Here is a 12,727-nt window from a genome sequence, read left to right as displayed (position 1 = left end):
CTTGCCTCTCCTTACTGATGGCGGCCTAAAAGGTGGCCGGATTGCCAGAGGCCATGTCCAGCCCCAGGCCATGCCAGATGCGCCGCACTTCGTCGCGCTCGGCGAGAAAGCCGTCGGCCGGCACCTTGCCCGGCTGCTTCTGCAAGACCAGGCGGTGCAGCGCGGCGCGGTAGGTCTTGTAGACTTCGCGCAGGACGATGGCGTCCGTGGCCGGTAACAGACCAGCCGCCTCGAGGGACTCCAGGATGCGGATGTTGTCGGGAAAACGCAGCAATTCGGGATGCTGCCACGACCAGGCCAGAACGGCGTATTGGACCATAAATTCGATATCGACGATACCGCCGGCATCCTGCTTGAGGTCGAACAGCTGCTCCGGCCGGCGCGCGTTCGGCCCCAGTCCGCCGGCGGTCGCGGGGGTGCCCAGGTTGTCGAGCATCTTCTCGCGCATCCCGGCCACGTCCGCCTGCAGCCCCGCCAGCTCTCGCTGCTGCCCGAGTATTCGTGCCCGTACCTCGTCGAAGCGCTCGCCCAGGTGCGCACAGCCCGCCACCACCCGAGCTCGCACCAGCGCCTGGTGTTCCCAGGTCCAGGCCTCGCTGCGCTGATAGCGCTCGAAGGCCTCCAGCGAGCTGACCAGCAACCCCGCCGCGCCGGATGGCCGCAGCCGCATGTCCACCTCGTAGAGGGTGCCCACCGGGGTGGTGGTGGTGAGCAGGTGGATGATCCGCTGGCCCAGGCGGTTGAAGAACTGGGCGCCATCCATGGGCTTGGCGCCGTCGGTCTCGGCCAGGGGATCGGCGTCGTGGATGAACACCAGATCAAGGTCCGAGCCATGGCCGAGTTCGATGCCGCCGACCTTGCCGTAACCGACGATGATGAAATCCGGCTGGCAGGGCGAACCGTCGCGCCGCAGCGGCGTGCCATGGCGCTGCACCAACTGGCGCCAGGCCAGCCCGAACACCTCTTCGAGGATCACTTCGGCGAGCCAGGTGAGATAGTCGCTGACCTTCATCAGCGGCAGGCTGCCGGCGATCTCCGCCGCCGCCACCCGCAGGCTGTGGGCGCGCTTGAAATGGCGCAGCACGTCCATCTGCTGCTCCAGGTCCTCTTCGGGCAGGCGCATCAGGCGCTCACGCAATTCGGCGGCCAGCTCGGGCTTCTGCGGCGGATGATAGAGCCGCCCCTCGTTGAGCAATTCGTCAAGCAGCGCCGGATAGCGGGCGATCTGCTCGGCCACCCAGGCACTGGCGCCGCAGAGTTCCAGCAGCCGCGCCAGGGCCGGCGGATTCTCGCTGAGCAGGACCAGATAGGCGGACCGCCGTGCCACCGCCTCCACTAGCGGCAGCACCCGCTCCAGGGCGCGGTCGGGCTGCTCGTCGGCGCTGACGGCATCCAGCAGCCGCGGCATGAAGGCATCCAGGCGTTCGCGACCGGCGCGCTGCATGGCACGCACCTGGCCGCTGGTACGCAGGTTGGCCAGCAATTCCAGCGCCTGTTCCGGACCCTGGAAGCCCGCCTCGCGCAGTCGCGCCACACTCTCTTCAGGATCGAGCAGGTCTTCCCACAACGGCAGCCAGCTGTCCTCCAGCTCAGCGCTCTGGGTCTCCTCCTCGGGATCGGCGATGGTCTGCTGGAAGTGCCAGTCGATGCGGCTGCGCCAGCCGTCAAGCGCCGCGCTGAATTCATCCCAGTCGGCATGACCCATCAGGAAGGCCACCCGTGCCCGCCCCTGGGGATCCACCGGCAGGGTCTGGGTCTGCTGGTCGGCGATGGCCTGCAGCCCATGCTCGACATAGCGCAGGAAGCAGTAGCCCTCGCGGAGCTCGGCTTCGGCCGCCGCGGGTAGATAGTCCCGCTCACGCAGGCTGGTCAGCACCTGGAGCAGCGGCCGCTGCTGCAGCGCCGGATCGCGACCGCCGTGGATCAGCTGGTAGGCCTGGGCGATGAATTCCACCTCGCGGATGCCGCCCGCCCCCAGCTTGACGTTGTCGGTCATGCCGCGCCGCCGCACCTCCTGGCGGATCAGCTGCTTCATGCTGCGCAGGGCCTCGATGGCGGAGAAATCCAGGTAGCGCCGGTAGACGAAGGGTCGTAGCAGGGTCAGCAGCTCGGCACCGCTGGCCTGGTCGCCACCGACCACCCGCGCCTTGATCATGGCGTAGCGCTCCCAGTCGCGGCCCTGGTCCTGGTAATAGAGCTCCATGGCGGCAAAGCTCAGCACCAGGGCGCCGGCGCTGCCATAGGGGCGCAGGCGCATGTCGACGCGAAAGACGAAGCCTTCCACGGTGGTGGCGTCCAGCGCCTTGATCAGGCGCTGCCCGAGGCGGGTGAAGAATTCCTGGTTGTCCTGCTCGCGCCGTGCGCCGCGGGTCTCCCCTGCCTCGCCGTAGGCGAAGATCAGGTCGATGTCGGAAGACAAATTCAGCTCGCCCGCGCCCAGCTTGCCCATGCCCAGCACCACCAGCTGCTGCGGCTCACCGCTGTAGCGCCCGGTCGGCACGCCGAACTGGGCGCACTGCTGGGCGTACAACCAGGCGCAGGCCTGGTCGATGCAGGCATCGGCCAGCTCGCTGAGGTCGCGGCAGGTCTCCACCAGATCGGCCTGGCGGGTCAGGTCGCGCCAGACGATGCGTATCTGCTGCAGCATGCGAAAGCGCCGCAGCCGGCGACCCAGCTCGGCTTCGTCCGGGCAATCGAGGAGCACCTCGCGCAGCCGTTGCGCCATCTCCCCCGCCGCCAGTGCCCTATCCAGGTCACCGCTGTCGACCAGCGCCAGGCACGGTTCCGGCAGGCGGCAGAACTGCTCGACGACGAAATCGCTGAGGGCGGCAACCCGCCGCCAGTCGGCGCGCCGCTCTGCGGACCAGTTCGCCTGGCGGGCCGCCGCCGCGGGCGCCTCGACCAGGGCGTCGGCCAGACGCCGGTCGGCGAGCTCGGCACATGCGACGAGAGTCGGAGGCAGATCGGGACGAAGGAGGGGTATCATGGGCAGTCCTGCGCAGGGACGGTCGAACCCCACCGCCTTGCCACGAACCCCCTACCAGGGACATTCCGACGGACCACCTGGTCCGAGCGGGAACCGTTATCACGTCCGTGGTTCGGAGTTCGCGAGCCCTTGAGCAGCGCGTTCGACAAACGTCGAATTGTTTTTTATCGCATTACAGCTCGGAGCTGAAACGGATTTGAATTTGTAGTAAAACTACACGCCGATCGGAACCGTCCGGTCATAAATCCAAGAATTTTCGCTGCCCCCAAGAGGCCGGCGGCGACCCTGAGGCGACCGATTTTGGAAGCCTTTCCGCCCTGGAGCAAGCCATGCAAGATCTCGATCCCGTCGAAACCCAGGAATGGCTGGACGCCCTTGAGTCCGTCCTCGACCACGAAGGCGAGGAGCGTGTTCATTATCTGATGACCCGCATGGGCGAACTGGCTACCCGCAGTGGTACCCAGCTGCCCTACTCCATCAATACCCCCTATCGCAACACCATTCCAGTGACCAAGGAAGCCCATATGCCGGGCGACCTGTTCATGGAGCGGCGTATCCGCTCCCTGGTTCGCTGGAACGCCCTGGCGATGGTCATGCGCGCCAACCTCAAGGATCCGGATCTGGGTGGCCACATCTCCACCTTCGCTTCCAGCGCCACCCTCTATGACATCGGCTTCAACTATTTCTGGAAGGCGCCCAACGAAGAGCACGGCGGCGACCTGATCTACTACCAGGGCCATGCCTCCCCCGGCGTCTACGCCCGTGCCTTCCTGGAAGGCCGCCTCTCCGAAGACCAGATGAACAACTTCCGTCAGGAAGTGGACGGCAAGGGCCTGTCGAGCTACCCGCACCCGCACCTGATGCCTGACTTCTGGCAGTTCCCGACCGTCTCCATGGGTCTGGGTCCGATCACCGCCATCTACCAGGCCCGCTTCATGAAGTACCTGGAGAACCGCGGCTACATCCCCGCAGGCAAGCAGAAGGTCTGGTGCTTCATCGGTGACGGCGAGTGCGACGAGCCGGAAACCCTGGGCGCCATCTCCCTGGCCGGCCGCGAGAACCTCGACAACCTGATCTTCGTCATCAACTGCAACCTGCAGCGCCTCGACGGCCCGGTACGTGGCAACGGCAAGATCGTCCAGGAACTGGAAGGCATCTTCCGTGGCGCCGACTGGAACGTCACCAAGGTCCTCTGGGGCCGCATGTGGGATCCGCTGTTCGCCCGCGACACCGAAGGTCGCATGCAGCAACGCATGGACGCCGTGGTCGACGGTGAATACCAGAACTACAAGGCCAAGGACGGTGCCTATGTGCGCAAGCACTTCTTCGGCGCCAATCCCGAGCTGCTCAAGATGGTCGAGGACCTATCCGACGACGAGATCTGGAAGCTCAACCGTGGCGGTCACGACCCCTACAAGGTCTATGCGGCCTACCACCAGGCGGTCAACCACAAGGGCCAGCCCACCGTCATCCTGGCCAAGACCATCAAGGGCTACGGCACCGGTGCGGGCGAAGCCAAGAACACCGCGCACAACACCAAGAAGGTCGATGTGGAGTCGCTGAAGAAATTCCGCGATCGCTTCGACATCCCGCTGAACGACTCCCAGCTCAGCGAGCTGCCCTTCTATCGTCCGGCCGACGACAGCGCCGAGATGAAGTACCTGATGGGTCGCCGCGAGTCCCTGGGCGGTCACCTGCCCCAGCGTCGCGCCCGTAGCCTGAGCATCCCCACCCCGCCCCTGGAAACCCTGAAGGCAGTACTGGACGGTTCCGGCGATCGCGAGATCTCCACCACCATGGCTTTCGGCCGCATCCTGTCGCAACTGGTCAAGGACAAGGACCTGGGCAAGCGCATCGTGCCCATCCTCGCCGACGAGGCCCGTACCTTCGGCATGGAAGGCATGTTCCGCCAGTTGGGCATCTACTCGCCCCACGGCCAGCTCTATGAGCCGGTCGACCGCGACCAGGTGATGTACTACCGCGAAGAGAAGGACGGCCAGATCCTCCAGGAAGGCCTCAACGAGGCCGGCGCCATGTCCTCCTTCATCGCCGCCGGTACCGCCTACAGCAACTACAACCAGCCCATGCTGCCGGTCTACATCTTCTATTCGATGTTCGGCTTCCAGCGGATCGGCGACCTGGCCTGGGCGGCAGGCGATGCCCAGACCCGCGGCTTCCTGCTGGGCGGCACCTCCGGGCGTACCACCCTCAACGGTGAAGGCCTGCAGCACGAGGACGGCCACAGCCACATCCTGGCCGGCACCATCCCCAACTGCCGCAGCTACGATCCCACCTACGCCTACGAGCTGGCGGTGATCATGCGCGAAGGCATCCATCAGATGATGGAACTGCAGCAGAGCGTTTTCTACTACATCACCGTGATGAACGAGAACTACCAGCAGCCGGCCATGCCGCAGGGTGTCGAAGACGGCATCATCAAGGGCATGTACCTGCTGGAAGAAGAGCAGGGCGACTTCAAGCACCGCGTCCAGCTGCTGGGCTCGGGCACCATCCTCAACGAGGTCCGCGCTGCCGCGAGCCTGCTGCGCGAGATGGGCGTCGGCGCCGACATCTGGAGCGTCACCAGCTTCAACGAACTGCGCCGTGAAGGCCTGGCCGTGGATCGCTGGAACCGCCTGCACCCGCTGGAAGAGCGCCGCCTGACCTACGTCGAGCAGTGCCTGGGCGAGCGCCAGGGCCCGGTCATCGCGTCCACCGACTACATGAAGCTGTTCGCCGACCAGATCCGCCAGTGGGTCCCCACCGAATTCCAGGTGCTGGGTACCGACGGCTTCGGTCGCAGCGACAGCCGCAAGAAGCTGCGTGATCACTTCGAGGTCGACCGCCGCTGGGTCGCCGTCGCCGCTCTGCAGGCGCTGGCCAACCAAGGCAAGCTCGAACGCAAGGTCGTGGCTGATGCCATCACCAAGTTCGGCATCGACACCGAGAAGCGCAATCCCCTGGATTGCTGATGCGGCACACGGATAAGAGGAAACAACTGTGAGCGAGACCATCCGCGTACCCGACATCGGCAGTGGCGACGGCGAAGTCATCGAGCTGCTGGTAAAGGTCGGCGATACCGTCGAGGCCGAACAGAGCCTGGTGGTGCTGGAGTCCGACAAGGCCAGCATGGAGATCCCGGCCCCCAAGGCCGGCAAGATCGCCGCCCTGCACATCAAGGTCGGCGATACCCTCAAGACCGGTGATCTGCTGATCGACCTGGAAGGCGAGGACGCCGCCTCTGGCAGCGAGCCCGCCGCCGAGCCCAAGGCCGAGTCCAAGCAGACCCAGGTCGAGGAAAGCGAAACCCCGACGCCGGCCGGCGACGAGGACGCTTCGGCGTCCGCCGGCGAAGGCGAGGCTCAGGAGATCCATGTCCCCGACATCGGCTCCAGCGGCAAGGCCAGCATCATCGAGGTGGCGGTCAAGCCCGGCGACACCATCGCCGCCGAGCAGACGCTGATCACCCTGGAATCCGACAAGGCCAGCATGGAAATCCCCTCCCCCGCCGCTGGCGTGGTGGAGAGCATTTCCGTCAAGGTCGGCGACGAAGTCGGCACCGGCGATCTGATCCTGGTGCTCAAGGGCGCCGCCAATGCCAAGCCGAGCAAGAGCGTCGAATCCAAGGCCAGCGACACGCCCGCCAAGGAAGCCGCCGAGCCGGAGCTGCACGAAGAAGCCGCCGCCGAGCCGGCCGGTGAGTCGGTCGAGGAGATCAAGGTCCCCGACATCGGCTCCACCGGCAGTGCCAACGTCATCGAGGTGCTGGTCAAGGCCGGTGACCAGGTCAAGGCCGAGCAGTCGCTGATCGTGCTGGAGTCCGACAAGGCCAGCATGGAAATCCCGGCGCCCAAGGCGGGCGTGGTGGAAAGCGTCGCGATCAAGGTCAATGACCAGGCCAAGACCGGCGATCTGATCCTGACCCTGAAGGTGGCTGGCGCCGCGCCCAAGCAGGCGGCCAAGCCGGCTGCCGGCAACACCGCTGCCAGCGCGCCGTCTGCCGAGAAGAAAGCCGAGGCTCCGGCCAAGGCCGCCGCACCCGCCAGCGCACCCGCTGCGGGCAAGGGCAAGAAGGTCCATGCCGGTCCAGCCGTGCGCATGGTCGCCCGCGAGTTCGGCGTCGACCTGGGCGAGGTGACCCCGACCGGTCCCAAGGGTCGTATCCTCAAGGAAGACGTCCAGGCCTACGTCAAGGATCAGCTGCAGAAGAGCAAGGCGGCTCCGGCCGCGGCTGCAGGCGCCACCGGTGGTGCCGGCATCCCGCCGATCCCTACCGTGGACTTCAGCAAGTTCGGCGAGATCGAAGAGGTGCCGATGACGCGCCTCATGCAGGTCGGTGCCAACAACCTGCATCGCAGCTGGCTGAACGTGCCCCACGTGACCCAGTTCGACCAGTCCGACGTGACCGATCTGGAAGCCTTCCGGGTCGGCCAGAAAGCCGTCGCGGAAAAGGCCGGCGTCAAGCTGACCATCCTGCCGTTCCTGCTCAAGGCCTGTGCCCATGTGCTCAAGGAACTGCCGGACTTCAACGCCTCCCTGGCCCCCAGCGGCAAGGCGGTGATCCGCAAGAAGTACGTGCATATCGGCTTCGCCGTGGACACCCCGGACGGCCTGCTGGTCCCGGTCATCCGCAACGTCGACCAGAAGAGCCTCCTGCAACTCGCTGCCGAAGCCGCCCAGCTGGCGGAAAAGGCGCGGACCAAGAAGCTCAGCGGCGACGACATGCAGGGTGCCTGCTTTACCATCTCCAGCCTGGGTCACATCGGCGGCACCGGCTTCACGCCGATCGTCAATGCCCCGGAAGTGGCGATCCTCGGCGTGTCCAAGGCCAGCATGCAGCCGGTCTGGGATGGCAAGGCCTTCCAGCCACGCCTGATGCTGCCGCTGTCGCTGTCCTATGATCACCGCGTGATCAACGGGGCCGCCGCAGCGCGCTTCACCAAGCGTCTGGGCGATCTGCTGGCGGAAATCCGCGGATTGCTGCTGTAAGCCGCCACAGGACGGTAACGGGATCCCGCTACCGTCCTCTGATGTAGATCGGAAACCCCGCTTTTGCGGGGTTTCTGCTGTCAGATCAACCGAAAGATGCAGGAAAAAGGTAGGATAAGCGCCTCGTAGCGCCGCCCCTTGCACGCGCCGGGCCCTATCGGGCAACCTTGTCAGCTATCCCAGAGCGCTGGCGAGGCGGAGAGGAAAAGGATTAATGATTTGTCTGTCCTTTCCGATAAACCCAGGACATCTTTCCGTCTTCACAAGGACGCGGACCCTCGCATGAGTATTCACTCCGATGCTGCCGATGCTGCGGTAGCCGATCAGGCGGGCGCGCTCGGCGCTCCTGCCCGATTGGGCTTGCTGCGTTTCGAGCGTCTGAATGAAGCCTCCTGGGCGATGCTCTATCTCGACCCCCGCTGTGAAACCAGCCTTGGCCTGCCCGCGCAGGCGCTCTGCTCGCTCATCGAATCTCCCTATGCCAGCCTGATGGAGCCCAGCGTTCGCCATCGGCTGCACGAAGACATCCAGCTGCAGCTCGCCGAACACGGCAGCTACCAGGTGCGTTACCTGTTCCATTCCACCAGCGTGCCCTGTGAGGTCATCGAAGTCGGCGAAAGCTTGCAGCGCCATGGCCGACCGCTGTTGCGCGGCTACCTGCTGCGGGTCGTCAGCGATGATGCGGTGAATGGTGAATGGGAAGCCCATACCCTGGCCCTGCGCTCGACCCTGTCGCTGCTGCAGGAAAGTAACGATCACAGCCAGCAGCGCCTGGCGATGGCCCAGGCGCGCCAGCGCCTGCTGCTCGGCCTGTCCCGTCTGGCACTGCGCCAGGAAGCGGTCAACGACGAGCTCGTGCAACTGCTACGCACCGAGGGCCCGACCGCCTTCGCCGTCGACGAGATCGGCCTGTGGCGCTACGAGGGCAATGGCCTGGTCACCCTGTGCCAGGAAGGGCGCCTGCCAACCCTGTGCAGCGATCACCGCCGCCGGCTGCGCGAGCAGGGCGTGATCGAGGACGCCAGCCAGGTCTTGCAGGCGCCCCATACCGCGGGCGGAACGGCTTTGGATGTGGCCTTGCTGCTGGAGGATCAGCTGGTTGGGCTGCTCAGCCTGAGACGAGATCGGCCGGCCACCTGGGAAGCCGAGGATGTCGCCTTCGCCCGCGGCCTGGCCGAATGCCTGGCGATCCTCATCCAGCAGCCGGACAGCCCGCCCGAGACCCTCCATCCGCTTACCCGGGTGATGCAGGCCAGCGCCGATGCCTTCCTGCTACTGGATGCCGAAGGCCGCCTGGAGCATGCCACGGACAGCTTCGCCCGCATCACCGGCTATCCCATCGGCAAGCTCCAGGGCCTGCTCATCGAGTCCCTGCCAGCCTTGGAAAACTGGAGCGAACTGCTCTACGAAGCCTGGGAGCGCCTGTCTCGCCAAGATAGCTGGCAAGGGGAAATGCGCTGCTATCGCCGTGACGGCGAGACCTACTGGGGCCAGCTGTCGATTTCCAAGATCCAGCAGCCCAATGGCGACCTGCAGGGCTATCTCGGCATCTTCCAGGACACCAGCAAGACCCGCTTCGCCCAGCAGCACAACGACCAACTGGTGTTTCGCGACAGCCTCACCGGCCTGGCCAATCGCAGCCACTTCATCGCCCGGCTGGAGGCGCGCCTGGAGCAATCCAATCCAGGTCAGGAGCACTCGCTGCTGCTGGTGGACGTCGACAACTTCAAGAGGGTTAACGACAGCCTAGGCCATCGCATCGGCGATCAGCTGCTGGTCGGTCTGGCCCGGCGCCTGCGCAGTGCCCTGGGCAAGGGCGCACTGATCGCCCGCATCGCTAGCAACGAGTTCGCCGTGTTGCTCGAGGGCATGGATGCGGTCGCCGCTACCGTCTTGGCCCACGACACCCTGGTATCTCTGGATCCGCCGCTCTATGTGGAAGGCCACCCCACCCTGATCAGTTGCTCGATCGGCCTGACCACCGCACGGCCGCACGAAACCGATCCGCAGACCCTGATCAAGCATGCCGGTCTCGCCCTGCACCGCGCCAAGGCCAAAGGCGGCCATCAGGTCCAGGTGTTCACCGAGGCACTGATCGCCGAGGCCAGCAACAAGCTGTTCGTGCAGAACAACCTGCGTCGCGCCCTGGAGCAGAACGAGCTGCTGGTGCACTACCAGCCCAAGGTCTGCCTGAAGCGCGCCAAGCTGCTGGGCCTGGAAGCCCTGATTCGCTGGCAGCACCCGGAAAAGGGCATGATCCGCCCCGATCAGTTCATCAGCATCGCCGAGGAAACCGGGCTCATCGTGCCCATCGGCAAGTGGATCATCCGGGAGGTCTGCCGCCAGTTGCACCGTCTCGACGCCGCCGGCTTCGACGATCTCCAGATCGCCATCAACCTGTCGCCCAAGCAGTTCACCGATCCCGATCTGGTGCAGTCCTTCGTCACCATCCTCGACGAGGAAGGCATCGCCCCCGAGCGCCTGGAGCTGGAGCTGACCGAAAGCCTGTTGCTGGACGCCACTGACGCCACCCGTAACACCCTCGAAGCCCTCAAGCGCCTGGGCATGAGCCTGGCGATGGACGACTTCGGCACCGGTTATTCGTCGCTCAGCTACTTGAAAAAATTCCCCATCGACATCATCAAGATCGACAGGAGTTTCATCAAGGACATTCCGGACAACCAGGACGACATGGAAATCACCTCCGCGGTGATCGCCATGGCCCACAACCTGCGCCTGCAGGTGGTTGCCGAGGGCATCGAGACGACCGAACAGCTGGCTTTCCTGCGCCATCATCGTTGCGATATCGGCCAGGGCTACCTGTTCGACAAGCCTATTCCGGCCGACCAGCTCGACGCCGCCCTGGCGCGTTATCTGCCGACCCGCTGAGTCGCCGGGTGGCTAGACCCTGCCGCGACGATTTTGCGTACACTGAGCTTTTCGCCTGGCCTTTTCCCACGAGGTATCCCATGGTCCTGCGTTCCGAAATTCTGACCAAGAAGACCCATCTGCCCGCCGCCGAGCAGGCGCTGCCTGGCCGGGCGACGGCCATGACCGTCCCCGCGGCCCATTTCGTCAACGGCAATCCGCTGCAAGGCCCCTTCCCTGCCGGCCTGCAGAGCCTGGTGGTGGGCATGGGCTGCTTCTGGGGCGTCGAGCGGCGTTTCTGGCAACAGCCGGGTGTCTGGACCACCGCGGCCGGTTACGCGGGCGGCCATACCCCCAACCCGACCTACGAAGAGGTGTGCTCCGGCCTGACTGGTCATACCGAGGTGGTGCTGGTGGTGTTCGACCCGGCCCAGACCTCGCTGGAAGCCCTGCTGAAGATCTTCTGGGAGGCCCATGATCCGACCCAGGGCATGCGCCAGGGCAACGACGTCGGCACCCAGTATCGTTCGGCGCTGTACTACGTCGACGACAGCCAGCGTGAAGTCTTCGAAGCCAGCCAGGCCGCCTTCCAGGCCCAGTTGGCCGAGGCCGGCTATGGCGAGATCACCACCGAGATCGCCCCGCTACCGCCTTTCTACTATGCCGAGGCCTATCACCAGCAGTATCTGGCGAAAAACCCCAACGGCTACTGCGGCCTGGCCGGCACCGGCGTCTGCCTGCCGCCCAGCCTGGCGGTCTGATCCCGAGCCGCTCCGGCGACTCTCTCTGTTGGGCTTCGGCGATAGAGCCGCCTCAACCCAACCTACGCCAAGCTGTCTCGTAGGTTGGGTTGAGTGCAGTGAAGCCCAACCCTCTACGCTCGGCAATGCCATTGGGCTTCGGCGCAGAGCCGCCCCAACCCAGCCTACGCCAAGTTGTTCTCGTAGGTTGGGTTGAGCGCAGCGAAGCCCAACAGCGCCGGGCCTCGCTATTCCGCGACCAGCCAGTCCAGCCGCCAGCTGCCTTCGCCCTGGGCCAGATGCTCAGCCAGCCAGGGCAGCAATTCGCGCAGCTCCTCTTCCAAGCCCCAGGGCGGGTTGACGATGGCCAATCCTGAACCGTTGAGCCGCGTGGGATCGTCCGCCGCGCGGATCAGCAACTCGGCGCTCAACAGCTTGGGCGCACCGCTGGCTTGCAACCCTGCATAGAAACGCCTGAGCTGACGGCGGTCCTTGATCGGATACCAGAGCGCGATCACCGTCTGGCGCATCCGGCCGATGGCCTCCTGCACCGCCTTGACGCAGCGTTCCAGCTCATCGGCCTTCTCGAAGGGCGGATCGATCAACAGCAGCGCCCGGCGTTCGGGAACCGGCAGCAGCGCCCGCGGCAGCAGCCACCCATCCTTCTGATGCACCGCCACCCGGCGATCACCCGCCATGTTTTCCTTGAGCAGCTGACCATCCTCGGGGTGCAGCTCGTTGAGCAGCAGACGATCCTGGGGTCTCAAGGCCTGGCGCATCAGCTCGGGCGAACCGGGGTAGTAGCGCAAGGCGTCACCGGTATTGAGCGCCGCCACCGCCTCACGATAGCCAACGAACGCTGCGGGTACGGACTCCAAGGCCCAGAGCCGGCCGATGCCCTCGCGCCATTCGTCGGTACGACTGGCCTGATCGCCAGCCAGGTCATAGCGACCAACACCGGAATGGCTGTCGAGATAGGCGAAAGGGGTCTCCTTGCGCGCCAGCAGAGCGGCCAGGCGCAACAGGGTGGCGTGCTTGAAGACGTCGGCATGGTTGCCGGCATGAAAGGCGTGTCGGTAATTCATGGGATACTCCAGCGTCAGCCCTACAGTGTACCGCCTTCCTTCGCCCCAGGCGGCGCTGC

Annotated in this window: 6 protein-coding genes; 4 read left to right on the top strand and 2 right to left on the bottom strand. The window is 65.3% G+C overall.

The genetic code is table 11. The features are described from left to right. Positions 1-25 precede the first annotated feature (25 nt). Positions 26-2,986, bottom strand: a complete 2,961-nt coding sequence (glnE, locus tag ACUCV0_RS15955) for a bifunctional [glutamate--ammonia ligase]-adenylyl-L-tyrosine phosphorylase/[glutamate--ammonia-ligase] adenylyltransferase (RefSeq protein ID WP_482213101.1) — start codon at positions 2,984-2,986, stop codon at positions 26-28. Positions 2,987-3,315: 329 nt separating this feature from the next. Between glnE and aceE the strand changes: the two genes are divergently transcribed. From aceE to msrA, 4 genes are all read left to right on the top strand, one after another. Then, positions 3,316-5,958 (top strand): pyruvate dehydrogenase (acetyl-transferring), homodimeric type, encoded by a 2,643-nt coding sequence (gene aceE / locus ACUCV0_RS15950; RefSeq protein WP_059313711.1) that lies wholly within the window; start codon positions 3,316-3,318, stop codon positions 5,956-5,958. 28 nt (positions 5,959-5,986) lie between these two features. Further along, positions 5,987-7,975, top strand: a complete 1,989-nt coding sequence (gene aceF, locus ACUCV0_RS15945) for a dihydrolipoyllysine-residue acetyltransferase (protein WP_059313710.1) — start codon at positions 5,987-5,989, stop codon at positions 7,973-7,975. 282 nt (positions 7,976-8,257) lie between these two features. Continuing rightward, a complete protein-coding gene (locus ACUCV0_RS15940) occupies positions 8,258-10,864 on the top strand; it encodes a putative bifunctional diguanylate cyclase/phosphodiesterase (RefSeq protein ID WP_482213100.1) in 2,607 nt (868 codons plus the stop codon). A gap of 80 nt (positions 10,865-10,944) precedes the next feature. Next, positions 10,945-11,604 (top strand): peptide-methionine (S)-S-oxide reductase MsrA, encoded by a 660-nt coding sequence (gene msrA / locus ACUCV0_RS15935; protein WP_059313708.1) that lies wholly within the window; start codon positions 10,945-10,947, stop codon positions 11,602-11,604. A gap of 227 nt (positions 11,605-11,831) precedes the next feature. Here msrA and ACUCV0_RS15930 read toward each other — a convergent pair whose 3' ends face one another. Further along, positions 11,832-12,668, bottom strand: a complete 837-nt coding sequence (locus ACUCV0_RS15930; RefSeq protein ID WP_313647446.1) for a 23S rRNA (adenine(2030)-N(6))-methyltransferase RlmJ — start codon at positions 12,666-12,668, stop codon at positions 11,832-11,834. Between the last annotated feature and the right edge of the window lie 59 nt (positions 12,669-12,727).

The sequence above is a fragment of the Pseudomonas sp. VMV1 genome, from assembly GCF_056790235.1.
The sequence above is the reverse complement of the archived record's forward strand: the minus strand, read 5'-3'. Positions and strand labels throughout refer to the sequence as shown.

Bases quoted from the DNA above. Each gene is read 5' to 3' on its own strand.
- ACUCV0_RS15940 (WP_482213100.1), top strand. From the start codon at position 8,258: ATGAGTATTCACTCCGATGCTGCCGATGCTGCGGTAGCCGATCAGGCG.
- aceE (WP_059313711.1), top strand. From the start codon at position 3,316: ATGCAAGATCTCGATCCCGTCGAAACCCAGGAATGGCTGGACGCCCTT.
- glnE (WP_482213101.1), bottom strand. From the start codon at position 2,986: ATGATACCCCTCCTTCGTCCCGATCTGCCTCCGACTCTCGTCGCATGT.
- ACUCV0_RS15930 (WP_313647446.1), bottom strand. From the start codon at position 12,668: ATGAATTACCGACACGCCTTTCATGCCGGCAACCATGCCGACGTCTTC.
- msrA (WP_059313708.1), top strand. From the start codon at position 10,945: ATGGTCCTGCGTTCCGAAATTCTGACCAAGAAGACCCATCTGCCCGCC.